The following is a 17,338-nucleotide window of genomic DNA, read 5'->3' as shown; positions in this document are numbered from 1 at the left end:
AGTCCCCAGGTTATGGGTTGATGATCGGAGCCGGCGCCGCAACCGGCTCCGGCAGGCTATAACAGGCACGCCAGAGTGCCAGGTAGTCGCATTCCTCCTGCCCCCAGCGGGCGTCATCCCAGCCCAGACGCGCCTGGCACAGCTGGCGGATACGCGGCAGCTGCGCGCCGGCGCCGCCCGGCAGCAACAGCCCGATGCGCGTGCGGCGCAGCAGCAGATCGTCGAGATGCAGTACCAGCTCGCCTTGCGCCGCCCAGGCCAGCTCGGCCCAGAGGGTCTGGGTACCCGGCAGGCACTCGCAGCCGACTTCCGCCAGCACCTCCTGCAAGCCCGGCAGCTCGCGACCGTAGCGGCCACTCAGGCGTCTCTGCAGCGCCGGACTCAACTGCGCCAGCGCCGGCGCGACGCAGGGCCCGAACAACGCGCCATCGTCTTCCACCAGGGGCCGGCCGACGAAGTCGGCACAGGCGCGCAGCACCTCCAGGGCCAGCAGGCGGAAGGTGGTGAGCTTGCCGCCGGCCAGGGTCACGCAGCCGGGCTCGACCCAGAGCACATGTTCGCGCGTCTCCTCGGAGGGCCTGCGGCCGGACTCGCCGTCGCCGACCACCGGCCGCACCCCGGCCCAGGTGGACAACACATCGGCGCCGGTGATCCGCGCCGCGGGAAACTGCTGGGCGCAGGCGGCCAGCAGGTAGTCCAGTTCCTCGCCACTGATCCGCGCCTCCTGATCCAGCGACTGGCGATGGTCCAGGTCGGTGGTACCGACCACGGTGGCGCCCTCCCAGGGGAAGACGAACACCGGCCGGCGATCCGCGGCGTGCATGAAGCTGAAGGCATGGGCCACCGGCAAACGCCAGGCGGGCAGCAGCAGGTGACTGCCGCGCAGCGGGCGCACGTGCTCCTGCCCGCGCGGACTGCGCAGGCGCTCGGCCCAGGCGCCGGTGGCCAGCGCCACGGCGCGGCCATGAAAGTCGAAGCGCCGGCCGGTTTCCCGGTCCTCGGCACGCAGGCCGACCACCCGCCCCTGCTCGCGCAGCAACTCGACCACCCGCACGCCATTGAGCGCCTCACCGCCTTCGCCGCGCGCCTCACCGAGCACGCGCATGACCAGGCGGGCATCGTCGGTCACCGCATCGAAGAAACGCGTGCCACCGAGCAGACCCGCTTCCTTGAGGCCCGGCGCCAGGAAACGCAATTGCTGCAACGGGTAATACAGGTGGTTGCGCTTGCCGGCCATAGCGTCGTAAAGCGCCAGCAGCCCGCCAAACAGCTTGGGGCCCGGGAACTCGCCGCGATAATGGGCCATCAGGAAACTCAGTGGTTCGACCAGCCCGGGCGCCTCGCGCAGCAGGCGCTGACGCTCGCGCACCGAATCGCGGGTCAACGCGAGCTGGCCCTTGGCGATGTAGCGCAGGCCGCCGTGGACCATCTTCGACGAGCGGCTGGAAGTGCCCCAGGCGAAGTCGCGCTGCTCCAGCAGCAGGCACGTCCAGCCGCGCCGCGCCGCCTCATGGAGGATGCCGGCGCCGCAGATGCCGCCGCCGACCACGATCAGGTCCCAGTCACGAGCCGCCAACTCGGGCAACGCGCGCTCGCGCCAGTCCGCATTCCAGGCGGGCATGGTCATTCCTCGAGCAGCACGCCAGGCGCCAGGCGGCGCTCCGGGTCGAAGTGGGCGGACAGCGCCTGCAGCGCCGCCATGCCCAGTTCGCCCTTCTCGGCGGCCAGGTAGGGGGCGTGGTCGCGGCCGACACCATGCTGGTGGCTGATGGTGCCGCGGTTCTCGGCGATGGTCTGGCTGGCGGCCTGCTTGAGTCGCTGCCAGCGGCCGATGGCCTGCTCGTAGCTGGCGCCGGGGCGGAACACATAGGTGGTATAGATGCTCGAGCCCTCGCCGTAGACGTGGGACAGGTGGGTGAATACGTGCACCCGCTCGCCCTCCTCGGCCAGGCCGTCGCGCAGGCTGGCTTCGACCTTGTTCAGCAGGTTGTCGACGTTGCTCCAGTCGGTGGCGGTTTCCAGGGTGTCCACCGCGTAGCCTGCGCCCCACAGGCCGTGGCGCAGGTAGGGGAAGCGGAAGCGGTTCTGCGCCCACTTCCTGCCCAGCAGGGTGCCGGTGAAGACCCCGCCGAAGCCCTTCAACAGCTTCTTCGCCTGCTTCAACGAGGCGGCGTTCTGCGCGCGACTGCCGGTCACGCCAAAGGTCAGCATGCACTTGCCCTCGCCGGCACCGCGCAGGGCCAGGTACTTCTCCAGCCAGGCGATCTGCCGCGGATGGCCGGCCAGGGCCAGTTGGGTGCGGGTCTCGATGGCGTTGGACAGGCGCAACATCGACAGCGGCACGCGCGCCTGGGTCAGGGTGCGGATGGCGGCCAGGGCCCGCGGCCAGTCGGGCATGAACACCGCGTAGAACTGCTCCTGCTCGGCCAGGCGACTGATGCGCACCTTGACCTCGGAGATGATGCCAAAACGCCCCTCCGAGCCCATGACCATCTCCCGCAGGTCGGGGCCGGCGGCCGAGGCGGGAAAACAGGGAATCTCCAGGGTGCCGGCGAAGGTCTCGAGGCGACCGCCGGCGAACAATTGCTCGATGCGCCCGTAGCGCAGCGACTGCTGGCCGCTGGACCGGCTGGCCACCCAGCCGCCGAGGGTCGACAACTCCCAGGATTGGGGAAAGTGACCGAGGGTGTAGCCGCGGGCGCGCAACTGACTCTCGACCTGGGGGCCGTTGGCGCCGGGGCCGAAGGTGGCGATCAGGCTTTCCTCGTCTATTTCCAGCAGGCGGTTCATGCGCTCCAGCGACAGGGTCAGCACGGGCCTGGTGCTGGCCTGCGGGTTGATATGACCGGCCACCGAGGTGCCGCCGCCATAGGGAATCAGCAGCGCATCCTGCTGGCGGGCCCAGGCCAACAGCTCGCGGATCTGCTCGGCGCTTTCCGGGTAGGCGACGCCATCGGGGAACACGCCGAACGCGCCGGAACGCATCGCCAGCCAGTCCGGCAGGCTCTGGCCACGGGCGTGGCGCAGGCGCTCCTCGGGGTCCAGGCTGATAAGCGGATGCGCCGGCAGGCGGCTGGCCGGCACCTGGGCCAGCACCTGCTCGAGGCTGGCATCGGCGAGCCTCTGACCCGGCCCCACCAGCTCGCCAAGAAAGTCCTGGCCATGGGCCGGCAGCTCCACCTCGGTCGTTTCCTCGCCCCAGCCGTTCCAACGTCGCATGCGCCTCTCCCGTGGATGTTCCGATCAGTATGGTTGGCTGCCTATACTAGCCAGCCGCCGCCCGGGGTCACTGTCGAATCGGGACAGTACCTATCGCCAATCGAGACAGTCGGAAGCACAAGCGCCATGGAAAACCTCGGCTACACCTCGGTCCCCGCCCTGCTCAAGTACCTGCGCTATGCCGAACACCTCGAGCTGGACACCGAACCGGCGCTGGCGGCGGTGGGCCTGTGCGCCGAGCAGCTGCGCGATACCGGCAAGCGCCTGCCGGGAGAAACCCATGAACGCTTGCTGGCACAGCTGCTGCAACTGTCGGGCGACCCACTGTTCGGCCTGCGCTCGGCGCGCTTCGTGCAACCCGGTTCCTGGAGCGTGCTCGGCTATATCGCCATGAACTGCGCCACCCTCGGCGAAGCCATGGGCCGCATCGTGCCCTACGAGAAGCTGGTGGGTGACATGGGCGTGAGTCGCCTCGAGGCGGCGCAGGATCACGTGCGCCTGATCTGGAGGTGTCGCCACCAGAGCCCGGAGATCCGCCGGCACATGGTGGAGAACGTGCTGGCCTCCTGGCTGTTGTACGCACGCTGGATCGCCGATGCCGATCACTCGCCGCACGAGGTCTGGTTCGAGCATGCCCTGCCGGCCGCCGCCCCCCTGGCCGAATACCAGGCGCTGTTCGGCTGCCCGGTGCGCTTTGCCCAACCCTGCAACGCGCTGGTGGTGCCGCGACAGTACCTCGATGTGCCCCTGCGCCAGGCTGACGCCAACCTGCTGCGCACCCTGGAGGAACACGCGCTGACCCTGATGGCCGGGCTGGACGATGACGAACCGCTGCCGCAGCGGGTCAAGAGTGCCCTGCGCCTGCTGCTCAAGGACGGCCTGCCGCGCAAGGAGCGGGTGGCGGAGAAGTTCCACATGACGGTCCGTACCCTGCAGCGCCATCTGCAACTGGCCGGCACCAGCTACCAGCAGATACTCGACCAGCTGCGCCAGGAGCTGGCCGAGCACTACCTGCTGCGCAGCGACCTGGCGATCCAGGACATCGCCAGCTACCTGGGCTTCACCGAGTCACGCTCCTTCCATCGCAGCTTCAAGAGCTGGACCGGGCAGACGCCAGGGGAATTCCGCGAAAGCCGGCGCGCGGGCACCTAGCCCCCGGGCTAGCCGAGAATCTCGCTCAGCGGAATGAAGCGCAGGCTGTCGCCCTCGGCCAGCGTGGTCCCTTCCAGCACTTCGGCGATGCCTTCGGCCCAGGCGGCGCTGCGCAGCACCCCCGAGCTCTGGTTCGGATAAGGCACCACCCGGCCGCCTTCCAGGCGTGCGCGCAGGTACTCGCGGCGCTTGCCCGGCTTGCTCCAGGTGAAACCGGCCGGCATGGCGAAGCCCAGCGGCTCGACCCGCCGCACGCCGAGACGGCGCAACAGATAGGGACGCGCCAACAGACCGAAAGTGACCAGGGTGGACGCCGGATTACCCGGCAGGCCAAGCACCGGGGCGCCGCGAAAGCGCCCGAAGGTGAGCGGCTTGCCCGGCTTGATCGCCAGTTTCCACAGGGTCAGTTCGCCCTCCTCGCGCAGGGCCACGCCGAGGAAATCCGCTTCGCCCACCGACACCCCGCCGGTGGACAGGATCAGGTCGACGGCGCTCAGCGCGGCCAGGGCATCGCGGGTCTGCTGCAGGTCATCGGCGAGGATGCCGCCATCCACCACCGCACAGCCCAGGCGTTGCAGCCAGGCGATCAACAGCCGGCGATTGCTGTTGTAGATCTGCCCCGGCCCCAGCGGCAAACCCGGCTCGACCAACTCGTCGCCGGTGGAGACAACCGCCACCCGCGGGCGCCGCCGCACTTCCAGCTCGGCCACGCCGAGGGAGGCCGCCAGGCCCAGCTCGATCGGCCCCAGGCGCGTGCCAGCCGGCAGCACGTGGTCACCGACCCGGGTCTCCTGACCCTGCGGACGGACGTTCTGAGCGAGCCTCAGCGGCTCACGAAAGCGCACCCGGCCATCGCCTTCGACCTCGACATTCTCCTGCATCTCCACGGTATCGGCGCCGGCCGGGAGCGGCGCGCCGGTGAAGATGCGCGCACAGCTGCCCGGCTGCAGCGGCCCCGGCGCATTGCCGGCCTGAATACGCTGACTGACCGGCAGCGGCTCGCCGTTCCAGTCGGCCAGACGCAGGGCGTATCCGTCCATGGCGCTGTTGGCCCAGGGCGGCAGGTCCAATCCGGCGATCAGCGGCGCGGCCAGCACCCGGCCATCCGCCTCGGCCAGGGCGACGCGCTCGACTTCAGTGATCGGCGCCGCCTCGGCCAACGCCATCAACTTGGCCAGTGCTTCCTCGACCGGCAACAGGCCGGGCTTTTCGCTGGCCATCATCCACGGCTCTCGCAGGCATCCGCCTGCTTCAGGTGAGCGACGAAGTTGCAGGGGCGATGGCGCGCATCCAGCTGCTCGGCGAGGATGCCGTCCCAGGCGGTGCGGCAGGCATTGGTCGAGCCCGGCAGGCAGCACACCAGGGTGCCGTTGGCCATGCCGGCCAGGGCGCGGGACTGCACCGTGGAGGTGCCGATGTCGGCCACGGAAATCTGCCGGAACAGCTCGCCGAAGCCATCCACCTGCTTGTCCAACAGGCAGCTGACCGCCTCCGGGGTGCTGTCGCGGCCGGTGAAGCCGGTACCACCGGTGATCAGCACCACCTGCACGTCGTCGGCGGCGATCCAGGTGGCGACCTGGGCGCGGATCTTGTACAGATCGTCCTTCAGCAACTGGCGCGCGGCCAGCCGATGGCCGGCCTCCTGCAGGCGGTCGACGAACAGTTGACCGGAGGTATCGGTGTCCAGATTGCGCGTGTCGCTGACGGTCAGCACGGCGATATTCAGCGGCACGAATACCGCCTCGGCCTTGTGATTCATGGCAGGTTTCCAGTTATCGGGGATAATGCCGGAAGTTATATCACAGGCCCGTCCCAGGAGGCTTCGCCATGCCCGCCGTTACTGCCCTGCCGCCCTGTTCCGTGCTGCTGCTCGCCGGGGGCCGTGGACATCGCATGGGCGGGCGCGACAAGGGCCTGCTCGAGTGGCAGGGTCGCCCGCTGATCGCCTGGCTGCACGACCTGGTTAGACCGCTGACCGACGACCTGATCATCTCCTGCAACCGCAACGCCGAGCACTACGCCCAGTTCGCGGATCAGCTGGTGCAGGACGAGCAGCAGGACTTTCAGGGCCCCCTGGCCGGCATTCGCGCCGGCCTCAAGGTGGCCCGGCATGCGCATCTACTGGTTCTGCCCTGCGACGCCCCGCGCCTCGACCGGGCCCTGCTCGAGGCCCTGCTGAGCAGGGCCGGCGAGCATCCGGTGATCGTCCGCCAGGGGGATTACTGGGAACCGCTGTTCTGCCTGATCCCGACCCGCCTGAGCGCCTCGCTGGAGCAGGCCTGGCAGGCCGGCGAGCGCAGTCCCCAGCGCTGGCTGCGAGAATACGCCCCAGTAGCGGTCGACTGCCCACTTGAGGACCCGCGCCTGGCCAACCTCAATACCCCGGACATGCTCGTGCACAGTGTCGGCTGATCGCGCCGACGATCCTGCAGCAAGGAACCTTGGCGGCATTCTTTCGTCTGAGGCTGGGTAGCCATTTCATCAAGGAGCACACCCATGAGTCGACGGACCTTCCCGGCAATCCTACTGGCCCTGGGCCTGGCAACGCTGGCCGGATGCACCTCGCCCTCGGTGATCACCCTGAACGATGGCCGCGAACTGCAGACTCGGGACCAGCCACACTACGATGCGGCATCGGGCTTCTACGAATTCGAGCAACTCGACGGCACGCGCGCCAAAGTGAACAAGGACCAGGTCAGCACCATCCACGAGCTCTGAGCAGTCGCTGCGCTCGGCCGACTGGTCCCGGGCCGACGCCTGACGGGACAAAAGCACCGATCCTTTCGTCTCGTCAGGCAAAAAAATTTAGCCTAACCCCTTGTGCAGCAAATGTTTTTCAGTACAATTTCGCCCTATCGGAGTGTAGCGCAGCTTGGTAGCGCGTCTCGTTCGGGACGAGAAGGTCGCAGGTTCGAATCCTGTCTCTCCGACCAAATCCCAGTTTCTAGCAGTCTCAAGCTGTCTACGAAACACCCCAAGAAGCCCGCCCTGTGCGGGCTTTCTTGTTTCTGCACCCTGCTCATCCCGCCGCCCTTGTCCGGAAGAGTTCGAACCTGAGGCTTGATGTGAGTACGGAGGCGCCAAAGGGCACCAGCCGCCGGCTGATACCCCTAGGTAGAGCTGATTCGGCCCGAACAGTCAGGCCAGCTGCTGGAAGGCGCGCAACAGCGCTTTGCTCAAATCGACAGCGGAGAACTTGGTGAGCACATCATTGGCACCGACCGCGCGTGCTTTCTCGGTGTTCATGGTGCTGTCCAGCGAGGTGTGCAGCAGCACATAGGTCTGGCCAATGATCGCGTTCCGGCGAATTTCCCGCACCAGGCTATAGCCATCCATCTCCGGCATTTCGATATCGGAAACCAGCACTTCTATCGGCTCCCCGGCATGCTGCTGAGTCAGCAACAGGTCCATGGCCGCAGCGGCACTGCGTACCGCCTGGCAGTCGAGATCGAGCTTGCGCAGAGTAACCAAGGTCTGTTGCAAGGCGACCTGGGAGTCATCCACCACCAACACGCGACGGCCTGCCAGCAACCGGCGGTCGGCATCGGACAACTGCTGATCATCGAGCTCTCCCGGCATCGCGGGAGCGAGCTCATGCAGCACCTTTTCGACATCGAGAATCTGCACGATGGCCCCATCGATCTGGGTTACTCCAGTGATGAAGGCTTTAGCCCCAGTACCTGCTGGCGGCGGGCGCACATCGCGAGTCGAGCACTGGACGATGCGCTCGACACGCTGCACATACAGTCCCTGGCGGGAGCGACTGAGCTCGGTGACGATCAAGCAGCCGTCCCGACTGTCGCCATGCCCCACCTCGCCTATCGCTCGCGCCAGGTCGATGACGTTCAGCGCCGCGCCACGCAGTGTCGCAATCCCGAGCACATGAGGATGACGATTAGGCAGTTTGGTCAGCGCCGGGCACTCGACGATCTCATTGACCTTCAGCAGGTTGATCCCCAGCAGCCGGCCGCTGTGCAGGCGGAACAACAGCAGCGAAAACGCGTCCCCCATCACCTCACTCATCAGTGAATCTTTCCCCCTTTAACAACTATCTACAGGCCGGCCTGGGTTACCAGCCCGGTGCCTTATTCCTCTCGGGCGCCTCGCTCACGGGCGTTCATCAGTGGCTGGCCGTCAACGCAGAAACGCCACGACCTGCTCGCCATCGAACGGCCAATCAAGCTCGGCACCGGTATCGCAACGGCGCAGTACCGGTATTCGCAAACCGTACTGCTCGACCCACTCCTCCTGATCGGCGATATCCACCAGCTCCACCAGCAAGCCGTGTTCGACGAACGGCATCAGCAGCGCCTCGGCCACTTCGCACAGATGGCAACCAAGGGTACCGAACAGTTGGCATTCAGGAAGCATGCGTTGGCGTCCAAAAATCACAAGAAAAGCAGTCTAGCATCAGGCCGCGCACGTCGCTGCCCTTGCGCTCGCCCCAGCCTGGGCTTGCGCCGGTCAATACCTGGCAACCGAGACAGCGCCCGCTTCCGCCGCCCTCAAACGCCGGCGCTGAGCCGCGTCGCTCGGGCAGTTGCATCCTGCCCGAGCGCGATGCGGCACAAAAAAGCCCGGACGTTGTGCCGGGCTTTTGGGCTGCAGGGAAGATCGATCAGTCCTGGCTGACGGCACCGATCTTGTGTATCGAGAGGTCGGCGCCGTAGTACTCCTCCTCCTGAGTCAGGCGAATGCCCAGCAGAGCCTTGAGCACGCCATAGACCAGGAAGCCACCAATCAGCGCCACCAGTACGCCCAGCGCCGTGCCGATCAGCTGGCTGGCCAGGCTCACGCCGCCCAGGCCGCCCAGCGCTTGCTGACCGAAGATGCCGCAGGCAATGCCGCCCCAGGCGCCGCACAGGCCGTGCAAGGGCCAGACGCCGAGTACGTCGTCGACCTTCCACTTCACCTGGGTCGCGGTGAACGCCCAGACGAACAGCGCACCAGCAATCGCGCCGGTCACCAGGGCGCCGACTGGGTGCATCAGGTCGGAGCCGGCGCACACCGCCACCAGGCCGGCCAACGGGCCGTTGTGCAGGAAGCCCGGGTCGTTGCGGCCGACCAGCAGCGCGGCCACGGTGCCGCCGACCATCGCCATCAGGGTGTTGACCGCCACCAGGCCGCTGACGCTGCCCAGGGTCTGCGCGCTCATCACGTTGAAGCCGAACCAGCCGATGATCAGGATCCACGAGCCGAGGGCCAGGAATGGAATGTTGGACGGCGCGAACGCCACCAGCCGCCCGTCCCGATAGCGTCCGTCGCGGCGCCCCAGCAGCAGCACCGCGCCGAAGGCCAGCCAGCCACCCACGGCATGCACCACCACCGAGCCGGCGAAGTCATGGAAGCTTGCGCCGAAAGTGCCCTCCAGCCAGGCCTGCACGCCGTAGTTGCCGTTCCAGATCATGCCCTCGAAGAATGGATAAACGAAGGCTACGATCAATACGGTGGCGCACAGTTGCGGACCGAACTTGGCGCGCTCGGCGATACCACCGGAGATGATCGCCGGAATCGCCGCGGCAAAGGTCAGCAGGAAGAAGAACTTGACCAGGGCATAGCCGTTCTCCTGGGTCAGCACACTGGCCGGCTCGAGGAAGGTCACCCCGTAGGCGACCCAGTAGCCGATAAAGAAATAGGCCAGGGCCGAGACCGCGAAGTCGGAGATGATCTTCGACAAGGCGTTGACCTGGTTCTTCTGCCGCACGGTACCCACTTCGAGGAAGGCGAAGCCGGCATGCATGGCCAGCACCATCACCGCGCCGAGCAGGATGAACAGGGTATTTGAGCCGTGAATCAGGGTTTCTACGGCGCTATTGATGTCTTCCATCAGCGAAGGACACTCCGAAGTCAGGGAAAAAGCACCAAACTGGACCAGACCCGACGCATGGCGCACCATCGAGGAGCACGACTGCCAACCAAATCCAGCCTCAGCGATATCGAACGGCGCCAAAATGGCGCGCGGACGAACCCAGTCAAGGTACTAATTCTTTATTTATTAATAATTTACCCATGCACCCCGGCATCCAGGCCAAGTCCTTGAAGGCTCCATAAGGGAGCAACCGGCAGAGGGCGCGCACCAAGACTTTGCAAAGGCTGTACCAGCAATTGAAACCGCAGTACCAGGTATTACGCCTGCCCTATCCGGGGGATCCTGGCCCCGCCTGGGGACTCGAAGCCCTTACACTCACCCGTCCAAGGAGAGACCCATGCCCCGCAAGAGTGCCAATTCATCCAGCCAAGACGAGCTGCTCGACGAGTTCCAGGCCTTGGTTCGCGACACGGAAAAACTGCTGCAACACTCCGCCAGTCTGGCCGGCGAGCAGGCCGAGGAGCTGCGCGAACAGATCCGCACCAGCCTGGGGCGTGCCCGCAGCACCCTGAACGATGCCGAAGACTCCCTGCGTGAACGCGGCAAGGCGGCCGTCGAGGCGACCGAAGGCTATGTGCAGACCCACCCCTGGCAGACGCTGGGCATAGCCGCCGCCATCGGCCTGCTGCTGGGCATGCTGATTTCCCGTCGCTGATGAGAGACGAGATGGACGATGCGTCACCTTCCGCGCCCGGCCGCGGTCCCTCGCCGCGGCGCTTTGGCGGCGCCCTGCTCGGTTTGCTGCATGGCCACCTGGCGCTGTTCGGCGAAGAACTCAAAGAACAACGCAGCCTCAGCCTGCAGTTGCTGGTGCTGACGGGCCTGGGCCTGGTGTTCGGCTTGCTGCTGCTGATCGGCCTGTCGGCCGCGCTGGTGATCGGTTTCTGGGACAGCCACCGCCTGACTGTGATCATCGCCCTGTGCGCCTTCTACGGCGTCGGCCTGCTGGCCTGCCTGTTCGCTCTGCTGCACCGCCTGCGCACGGCCCCTGCGCCCTTCAGCGCCAGCCTCGAAGAGCTGGCCCGCGACCGCGAGCAATTGCTGCCATGAGCCTGACCGAACTGCCTGCCAAGGCCTCGCGCAGCGAACTGCGCAAGGCCATGCTGCGCCTGCGCCTGGAAATGCATCGCCAGGAGCTGCGCCACGAAACCCTGGTACTGCTGCAACCGGTGCGCCAGGCGCGATACTTCAGCCAGCACTGGCGCGAAGAATTGCGCGATAGCAACGCGCCGCTCTGGGTGGCCGGCGGCGCCCTGCTGCTGGCGACCCTGGGGGTGCGGCGCGGCAACTGGCGGCGCTGGCTGCGGCTTGCCCTGGTCGCCTTCCCGCTACTGCGCCGCAAGCCACCGCGGCAAGCGGGCAGCGCACAGGCTGGCGCGGAATAGCACCGGCCCCGCGCCCCGGCCTTGTAGCCATTGCCGCTAGTCTTCAAGGTATCGCCAATGCCGTCGCGAGGCCGCCAGCCATGCCCAAGCAACCTGCCAGCCTGCTCGCGCTCGGCCTGCTGCTGTCGCTGCTCGGCGCCTCCCCATCGCAGGCTGCAACCGAGGCGACCAGCTCACCTGCGCCCGAGCCCAAGAGCACAGTGGACTACCGCCAGGTGCAGGCGATTCTCATCGGCCGCTGCGCCAAGTGCCACGCCGCACAAGGACTGATGGGCCCGGCCCCCGAAGGCTATCGGCTGACCTCCTACGCGGAGACGCTGGCCCACGACGAACGCGCCCGCGTGGTGCCGGGCGCGGCCGAGGCCAGCGAACTGGTGCGGCGAATCCGCGGCCAGGCGCGCCCCCGCATGCCGTACGACGGCCCGCCCTACCTCGATGCACAGGACATCGCCCTGATCGTCGACTGGATCAACCAGGGCGCCCGCGACGCCGAGGGCAAGCCTGCGCCCATGCCCAGCGGCGCCAGGGTACGTTTGCACGGCACACTGCGGGCTGACTGGCGCCTCGATGACCTGGTACTCAGGGTCAATGCGGCAACCCGGCTGCAGCACTCGCCCAAGCCAGGGGATTACGTGCAGGTGCGCGGGCGCCTGCGCAACGACGGCAGCCTGCTGGTCGAACGGATACGGCCACGCTGACGGAGATGTCCGGACAATCGGACTGAGCGGGCCGCTTAGAAGGTACGCAGATGGCGAGTCATCTCGCGGCGGGCGGTAGCTCAGTCGCGCAGATGATTGCGCCTGAAGGTCTCCTCACCCATGGCGGCGATCTGCCCCTCGATCAGCGCCTCGAATGGCTTGAGCAGCGCGTCGAAGCGGGCCGGCGCCTCGAGGATGTCCAGCGCCTCGACTATCGCCTCGATGGTGGACAGCGCGCCCGGCATCGGTGCCTTGCGCAGGCGATAGCGCGAATGCAGGCCCGCCGGCAGGGTCACCCTGGGCAGCGCCGCCAGCGGCGGATTGAGGTGCAGCAGCTTGCGCGCCTTGCGCCAGGTGCCATCCGGCACCACCAGCAGCAGCGGCAGCCCCTGCGCCGCCGCGGCGAACTGTGCCAGGGGCGCGGCGGCCTCCCCCGGGAACAGCAGACACGGCCGATAACCCGCCTGCCCCAGCAGCGCCGGCAGGTCGTCGAACACCTCGCCCACCCGCAACTCGGCATTGCTCAGGCCCAACGCCGCCAGGCGCGCGGTGCTCAAGGCATGTCGGACCTCGCTGGGGTGCTGCAGAATCAGCACGCGGGTGCGGCTGTCGAGCCGAGGAATCAGGGCGCATAGGCAGCGCTCGAGCGGACGGCTGCAGCGGGGGCAATGGGGGCGTGGCATCGGTATCTCCTTGGCCGCGCAGTGTGCCACAAGGCCGCCCCCACTGGCCGCCCTCCGCCGCGGCGGACGGGGCCATCAGGAATCCCGACGGCGATCCGCCGCGACGCCCTCAGGCGCCTGCCGCCTCGATGGTGCGGATCAGCTCCTGCTTGTCGATCGGCTTGGTGATGAAGCCATCCATGCCCCGAGTCAGGTAGTACTCCCGGTCGCCGGCCATGGAGTGCGCCGTCACCGCCACCACCACCGGACAAGCCTCACCCAGCAGCTCGCGAATCCGCCGGGTCGCCTCGACGCCATCCATCTCGGGCATCGAAATATCCATCAGGATCAGGTCGAAGGCCTGCTCCTGGACCCGCTCTATGGCCTGTGCACCGCCATCGGCGCAGTGCAACTCATACCCCGTGCCGTCCAGCAGGCATTCGATGACCAGCTGATTGGTCGGCGAATCGTCCACCGTCAGCACGCGTCGCGGGCTGTGGCTCACAGGCTCCCGGCTCAGGCGCTGTTCCGCCATGGCGCCGCTCTCGCCGGAAACACACTCCAGGGTCAGGCTCAGGGTGAATCGCGCCCCACCCAGGGGGGAATCGCCGGCCTCGATGTCGCCCCCCATCAACCGTGCCAGGCGCTTCGACAGGGCGAGGCCAAGCCCGGCGCCGCCATGCTGGCGCACCAGAGAGGCGTCACCCTGGGCGAAGGCCTTGTACAGCAGGGGCTTCATGCTTTCGGCGACCCCCGGCCCGGAGTCGTCCACGCAGAACGTCAGGGCCGTTCGCCCGTCCGTCGGCGCACTGGCTTCGACCGTCAAGCGCACGGTGCCGGATGGCGTGAACTTGATGGCATTGGACAGCAGGTTGAACAGCACCTGGCGCACCCGCACGCTGTCACCCCGGCAATGTCGCGGCACCCCGGGCCCTTCCTCGTAGAGGAACTGCAGGTCCTTCTGCTCGCAGCCGCTGCGGGCGAAGTCCAGCGCCGGGTTGATCAGCCCGGCGAAATCGAAGGCACTGTGCTGCAGCTCCAGCTTGCCCGACTCGACGCGGGACAGGTCGAGAATCTCGTTGACCAGGGCCAGCAGGTGCTTGCCGGATCGATTGGCGACCTTGACCCGCTCCTGCTCCACCTCCCCCAGCCTGGTGGATGACTGCAAGGCCGTCAGTACACCGATCACCACATTCAAGGGGGTGCGCAACTCGTGGCTGACGGTGGCCAGGAAGGTGTTCTTCGCCTCATTGGAGGCGTCGGCCTGGCGCTTGGCTTCAACGAGCTCGTGTTCCTTGCGCTTGAGATCGCTGATGTCGACCCGGATGCCCGCCAGGCCGCCATCGCGCATGCGCCGCTGGATGACCCGCAGCACCCGGCCGTCGCTCAGGTGTTCCTCGTAGTGGGATTCGGCCTTGCCATGCAGCTCCAGCTTGGACCTGAGCAGCTCGGACAAGGCCTGGTCGCCCTCGCCGGCGGCGTACTGGCCGTGGGCGATGCCGTACTCGATCAGGCTGCTCGCGGTGGCGCCGGGCTCGATGGCGGCCTCGCTGCGCTGGTAGACACGGCGGAAATTGGCGTTGCACAGCACCAGTCGATCACTCGCATCGAAGATGGCGAAGGCATCGGGGATCGCTTCGATGGCATCGACCAGGCGGTTCTCGCTCTGGCGCAGGTTGAAGGTGGCCTCCTCGACCATGCGCCGCAGGCGCACCGGCAGGCGCAGCAGGGCGTAGAAGCCGAGCGCCAGCAAAATCACTACCACGTGCAGCAGCAAGCGTTGTTCCACCTTGTGATCGGCGAAGGTGATCCAGCCCTGCGCCGGCACACCGGCCAACTGCCAGACACCGCCGGGCAGGACCACGTCCATGGTGATCGGCGAGTCGGTGAATACTTCCGGCTGGCCATAGAGCTGCTCGCCGGCGGCACCGAGGCCGTCCTTGCCGCGAATGGCGATCTCGATTCCACTGGTGGCGCCGACTGCCTGCCGGGCCCGCGCCACCACCGAGCTCCAGTCGATCAGCACGGTGGCAAACCCCCAGAAGCGCTCCCCTGCCGACTCGGTGTCGTCGACGAAGATCGGATAACGGCCAATGATCGCGACGCCGCCCTGGATCAATTCGACCGGCCCGGCCACCCAGAGCTGACGGCTCTCGATCGCCCGGTTCGCGGCGACGCGGCGCTGCGGGTCGGCCAGCAGATCGTGGCCAATCGCGCCCTTGTTCTGCTCATAGGGCCAGACATGGGTGACGATGCCGTTCGGCGCCAACTGCAGGCTCATGATCTGCTGATCATTGCCGGCCAATTCTGCGGCGATACGCGCGAACTGCTTCTCGTTGACCCGCTGGTTGGCGATCGGCAGGCCGATCAGGCCTTTGACCTGATAGAGGTCGCCATTGAGGTAGGACTCGAGTTGCGCGCGGACGATCGACAGCTCCTGCAGGACCACCTGCTCCTGGGCCAGATGACTGGCCAGGAAGTCGTCCTGATAGTGGGTGCGCAGAGCGACCAGCGCGCTGCCTGCAAACAGGGCCGCCAGCAAGGCGGCCGCCACCCATTTCTGCCACCAGCGGTGACTGGGGCCAAGCGCTGGCGAACTGTTTGCCGCAGGGTTGCCATTCTGGGTCATGGGACAGGTCTCCTGATTCCTGGAAGAGACATCGCAAGATGCAGGCCAGCTTGCAATCTGCGCCCCGCGCCCGGCCGCTGAGCTGCGGAAAGCGCCCACAGGACCTCGCCGAGAGACTCGCTGCAAGCTCAAGCCATTGAAATGTAAAAGATTTATAAGGATGCCCGACTAGCGGAGAAAGCCGGCCGGTTCAAACCCAAGGGCCCTCCGGCCCTCACCAAGCCCCACGGCATCGCAAAGTGCTTTGCAATTTGCAATGCACTTTGCCAGGAACCTAGCCGGGCACTGGCTCGGTCGCCGACTTCTCCCAGGCCTGACGCTTGCGATACAAGGTCGAGGCGCTGACTTCCAGCAGGGCTGCGGCCTTGGGCAGGTTGCCGCCGCAGATGTCGATGGCGCGCTCGATAATGCGCTTTTCCTCCAGCCACAGCGGGCGGATCTCGTCGTCCGCTCTCCGGCGGTCGAACGCGCCGGTGGCTGCCGGGCCGGCGGGCTCCGGCGCGACGCCCGAGGCCTTCACGGCGCCAACCTGCAGGCGGGTATCGAGCGACTCGGGGAGCATGGCGGCGGTCAGCTCCGTGCCCTCGCCCAGCACCACCATGTTCATGATGACGTTTTCCAGTTCGCGCACATTGCCCGGCCACGGGTAGGCCTGCATGATCGCCTCCAGCTCCCGGGAGAAGCCGGCGAAGGCCTTGCCCTCACGCTCGCAGATGTCGCGCAGCAGCTTGCGCGCGATCAGCAGACAGTCATTGCCGCGCTCGCGCAGAGGCGGCAGGCGCAGCGGGATGACGTGCAGGCGATAGTACAGATCCTCGCGAAAGCGCCCGGCGCGCACCTCGTCCAACGGGTCGCGGTTGGTGGCGCAGACGAAGCGGATATCGACCTGCTGGCTGACGCTGGAGCCGACCTTCTGGAAGGTGCCGGACTGAATGAAGCGCAGCAGCTTGCTCTGCAGTTCGAGGTCCATTTCACACAGTTCGTCCAGAAACAGCGTACCGCCGTCGGCCAGCGTCGCCGCGCCGTCTCGCTCGGCATGGGCGCCGGTGAACGCGCCCTTCATATGGCCGAATATCTCGCTCTCCATCAGGTCCCGCGGAATGGCCGCGCAGTTGATGGTGATCAGCGGCTTGCCGCTGCGATCACTGCGCCGGTGGATGGCCTCGGCACAGAGTTCCTTGCCGGTACCGCTCTCGCCGGTGATGAAGATACTGGCGCGGCTCGACGCGGCGTTCTCGATCACCCGGTAGACGCCCTGCATCACCGGTGAGGCGCCCACCAAACCCTCGAAGCTGTCGCGCTCGTAGCGCTGCTGATAGCTGTCGAGCAGGTCCGCCAGGTGATGCTGCTTGAGCACATTGTTGACCGTCACCAGCAGGCGGCTGGCGTCGATCGGCTTGGTCAGAAAATCCACCGCCCCCAGGTGCACCGCATCCATGGCCACCTCGGCCGAATCGTTGGCCGTCACCACCACCACCGACACATCGATGCGCTGCTCGTTGACGAAACGCAGCACCTCAAAGCCATGCATGTCCGGCAGGCTGAGGTCCAGCAGGACCAAATGGAAGCGCTGGCTGCCCAGCGCCTGCAATGCCTGCTCGCCGTCGGCCGCATGCACCACCTGATGGCCCTGCGCGCTCAGGTACTCGTGATAGAGGGTGGCCAGCGGCAGGCTGTCCTCCACCAGCAGGATTGAGGTGTTTCCTACACGCTCGCGCATCTGT

The 17,338-nt window shown here is 66.9% G+C and carries 17 protein-coding genes and 1 tRNA gene; 8 read left to right on the top strand and 10 right to left on the bottom strand.

The features are described from left to right. Positions 1-10 precede the first annotated feature (10 nt). Together LPB260_RS12790 and LPB260_RS12785 are read right to left on the bottom strand one after the other, a co-directional pair. Entirely contained in the window at positions 11-1,621 is a 1,611-nt protein-coding gene (locus LPB260_RS12790; RefSeq protein WP_208709195.1) for a glycerol-3-phosphate dehydrogenase/oxidase, read from the bottom strand. A 2-nt stretch (positions 1,622-1,623) separates the two neighbouring features. Further along, positions 1,624-3,219 carry an FAD-binding oxidoreductase gene (locus LPB260_RS12785; protein ID WP_208709193.1) on the bottom strand — a complete coding sequence of 532 codons (1,596 nt, stop codon included), beginning with the start codon at positions 3,217-3,219 and terminating at the stop codon, positions 1,624-1,626. A gap of 126 nt (positions 3,220-3,345) precedes the next feature. On the opposite strand from LPB260_RS12785, the gene LPB260_RS12780 reads away from it, so the two are divergent. After that, entirely contained in the window at positions 3,346-4,371 is a 1,026-nt protein-coding gene (locus LPB260_RS12780) for an AraC family transcriptional regulator (protein ID WP_208709191.1), read from the top strand. Positions 4,372-4,379: 8 nt separating this feature from the next. On the opposite strand, the gene glp is transcribed toward LPB260_RS12780, so the two are convergent. Then, positions 4,380-5,594, bottom strand: a complete 1,215-nt coding sequence (gene glp / locus LPB260_RS12775; protein WP_208709189.1) for a gephyrin-like molybdotransferase Glp — start codon at positions 5,592-5,594, stop codon at positions 4,380-4,382. Beyond that, complete coding sequence (gene moaB, locus LPB260_RS12770) at positions 5,591-6,130, bottom strand: molybdenum cofactor biosynthesis protein B (protein WP_208709188.1); 540 nt, start codon at positions 6,128-6,130, stop codon at positions 5,591-5,593. The genes glp and moaB overlap by 4 nt, the downstream gene beginning before the upstream one ends. A gap of 68 nt (positions 6,131-6,198) precedes the next feature. On the opposite strand from moaB, the gene mobA reads away from it, so the two are divergent. From mobA to LPB260_RS12755, 3 genes are all read left to right on the top strand, one after another. Beyond that, on the top strand, positions 6,199-6,783 hold the full coding sequence (gene mobA, locus LPB260_RS12765) for a molybdenum cofactor guanylyltransferase MobA (RefSeq protein WP_208709186.1): 585 nt from the start codon (positions 6,199-6,201) through the stop codon (positions 6,781-6,783). Positions 6,784-6,867: 84 nt separating this feature from the next. Next, entirely contained in the window at positions 6,868-7,089 is a 222-nt protein-coding gene (locus LPB260_RS12760; protein ID WP_208709184.1) for a YgdI/YgdR family lipoprotein, read from the top strand. A 138-nt stretch (positions 7,090-7,227) separates the two neighbouring features. Continuing rightward, positions 7,228-7,304: transfer RNA gene (locus tag LPB260_RS12755), tRNA-Pro, on the top strand. Between the two features lie 205 nt (positions 7,305-7,509). On the opposite strand, the gene LPB260_RS12750 is transcribed toward LPB260_RS12755, so the two are convergent. From LPB260_RS12750 to LPB260_RS12740, 3 genes are all read right to left on the bottom strand, one after another. Next, complete coding sequence (locus tag LPB260_RS12750; protein WP_208709182.1) at positions 7,510-8,394, bottom strand: chemotaxis protein CheV; 885 nt, start codon at positions 8,392-8,394, stop codon at positions 7,510-7,512. A gap of 111 nt (positions 8,395-8,505) precedes the next feature. Then, complete coding sequence (locus LPB260_RS12745; RefSeq protein ID WP_208709180.1) at positions 8,506-8,742, bottom strand: glutaredoxin family protein; 237 nt, start codon at positions 8,740-8,742, stop codon at positions 8,506-8,508. A 247-nt stretch (positions 8,743-8,989) separates the two neighbouring features. After that, positions 8,990-10,198, bottom strand: coding sequence for an ammonium transporter (locus tag LPB260_RS12740; protein ID WP_208709178.1), 1,209 nt, complete (start codon positions 10,196-10,198; stop codon positions 8,990-8,992). A 379-nt stretch (positions 10,199-10,577) separates the two neighbouring features. Between LPB260_RS12740 and LPB260_RS12735 the strand changes: the two genes are divergently transcribed. From LPB260_RS12735 to LPB260_RS12720, 4 genes are all read left to right on the top strand, one after another. After that, a complete protein-coding gene (locus LPB260_RS12735; protein WP_208709176.1) occupies positions 10,578-10,895 on the top strand; it encodes a YqjD family protein in 318 nt (105 codons plus the stop codon). 11 nt (positions 10,896-10,906) lie between these two features. Next, positions 10,907-11,290, top strand: coding sequence for a phage holin family protein (locus tag LPB260_RS12730; RefSeq protein ID WP_208709174.1), 384 nt, complete (start codon positions 10,907-10,909; stop codon positions 11,288-11,290). Beyond that, positions 11,287-11,625, top strand: coding sequence for a hypothetical protein (locus tag LPB260_RS12725; RefSeq protein ID WP_208709172.1), 339 nt, complete (start codon positions 11,287-11,289; stop codon positions 11,623-11,625). Before LPB260_RS12730 ends, LPB260_RS12725 begins: the two co-directional genes overlap by 4 nt. An 80-nt stretch (positions 11,626-11,705) precedes the next feature. Then, entirely contained in the window at positions 11,706-12,323 is a 618-nt protein-coding gene (locus LPB260_RS12720; RefSeq protein WP_208709170.1) for a c-type cytochrome domain-containing protein, read from the top strand. Between the two features lie 80 nt (positions 12,324-12,403). Here the strand turns inward: LPB260_RS12720 and LPB260_RS12715 are convergent, their stop codons facing one another. The 3 genes from LPB260_RS12715 to LPB260_RS12705 form a co-directional block, all read right to left on the bottom strand. Further along, the gene (locus tag LPB260_RS12715; RefSeq protein WP_208709168.1) at positions 12,404-13,006 is read right to left on the bottom strand and encodes a tRNA-uridine aminocarboxypropyltransferase; all 603 of its coding nucleotides are present in this window, start codon (positions 13,004-13,006) and stop codon (positions 12,404-12,406) included. 109 nt (positions 13,007-13,115) lie between these two features. Beyond that, positions 13,116-15,614 (bottom strand): response regulator, encoded by a 2,499-nt coding sequence (locus LPB260_RS12710; protein WP_208709166.1) that lies wholly within the window; start codon positions 15,612-15,614, stop codon positions 13,116-13,118. Between the two features lie 274 nt (positions 15,615-15,888). Beyond that, positions 15,889-17,334 carry a sigma-54 dependent transcriptional regulator gene (locus LPB260_RS12705; protein ID WP_208709164.1) on the bottom strand — a complete coding sequence of 482 codons (1,446 nt, stop codon included), beginning with the start codon at positions 17,332-17,334 and terminating at the stop codon, positions 15,889-15,891. Positions 17,335-17,338: the final 4 nt, after the last annotated feature.

This window comes from Pseudomonas sp. LPB0260 (genome assembly GCF_013388395.1).
The sequence above is the reverse complement of the archived record's forward strand: the minus strand, read 5'-3'. Positions and strand labels throughout refer to the sequence as shown.

What these genes read in the sequence shown, in the direction of transcription:
- LPB260_RS12790 (WP_208709195.1), bottom strand. Translation starts at nt 1,621, where the DNA reads ATGCCCGCCTGGAATGCGGACTGGCGCGAGCGCGCGTTGCCCGAGTTG.
- LPB260_RS12785 (WP_208709193.1), bottom strand. Translation starts at nt 3,219, where the DNA reads ATGCGACGTTGGAACGGCTGGGGCGAGGAAACGACCGAGGTGGAGCTG.
- LPB260_RS12780 (WP_208709191.1), top strand. Translation starts at nt 3,346, where the DNA reads ATGGAAAACCTCGGCTACACCTCGGTCCCCGCCCTGCTCAAGTACCTG.
- glp (WP_208709189.1), bottom strand. Translation starts at nt 5,594, where the DNA reads ATGATGGCCAGCGAAAAGCCCGGCCTGTTGCCGGTCGAGGAAGCACTG.
- moaB (WP_208709188.1), bottom strand. Translation starts at nt 6,130, where the DNA reads ATGAATCACAAGGCCGAGGCGGTATTCGTGCCGCTGAATATCGCCGTG.
- mobA (WP_208709186.1), top strand. Translation starts at nt 6,199, where the DNA reads ATGCCCGCCGTTACTGCCCTGCCGCCCTGTTCCGTGCTGCTGCTCGCC.
- LPB260_RS12760 (WP_208709184.1), top strand. Translation starts at nt 6,868, where the DNA reads ATGAGTCGACGGACCTTCCCGGCAATCCTACTGGCCCTGGGCCTGGCA.
- LPB260_RS12750 (WP_208709182.1), bottom strand. Translation starts at nt 8,394, where the DNA reads ATGAGTGAGGTGATGGGGGACGCGTTTTCGCTGCTGTTGTTCCGCCTG.
- LPB260_RS12745 (WP_208709180.1), bottom strand. Translation starts at nt 8,742, where the DNA reads ATGCTTCCTGAATGCCAACTGTTCGGTACCCTTGGTTGCCATCTGTGC.
- LPB260_RS12740 (WP_208709178.1), bottom strand. Translation starts at nt 10,198, where the DNA reads ATGGAAGACATCAATAGCGCCGTAGAAACCCTGATTCACGGCTCAAAT.
- LPB260_RS12735 (WP_208709176.1), top strand. Translation starts at nt 10,578, where the DNA reads ATGCCCCGCAAGAGTGCCAATTCATCCAGCCAAGACGAGCTGCTCGAC.
- LPB260_RS12730 (WP_208709174.1), top strand. Translation starts at nt 10,907, where the DNA reads ATGGACGATGCGTCACCTTCCGCGCCCGGCCGCGGTCCCTCGCCGCGG.
- LPB260_RS12725 (WP_208709172.1), top strand. Translation starts at nt 11,287, where the DNA reads ATGAGCCTGACCGAACTGCCTGCCAAGGCCTCGCGCAGCGAACTGCGC.
- LPB260_RS12720 (WP_208709170.1), top strand. Translation starts at nt 11,706, where the DNA reads ATGCCCAAGCAACCTGCCAGCCTGCTCGCGCTCGGCCTGCTGCTGTCG.
- LPB260_RS12715 (WP_208709168.1), bottom strand. Translation starts at nt 13,006, where the DNA reads ATGCCACGCCCCCATTGCCCCCGCTGCAGCCGTCCGCTCGAGCGCTGC.
- LPB260_RS12710 (WP_208709166.1), bottom strand. Translation starts at nt 15,614, where the DNA reads ATGACCCAGAATGGCAACCCTGCGGCAAACAGTTCGCCAGCGCTTGGC.
- LPB260_RS12705 (WP_208709164.1), bottom strand. Translation starts at nt 17,334, where the DNA reads ATGCGCGAGCGTGTAGGAAACACCTCAATCCTGCTGGTGGAGGACAGC.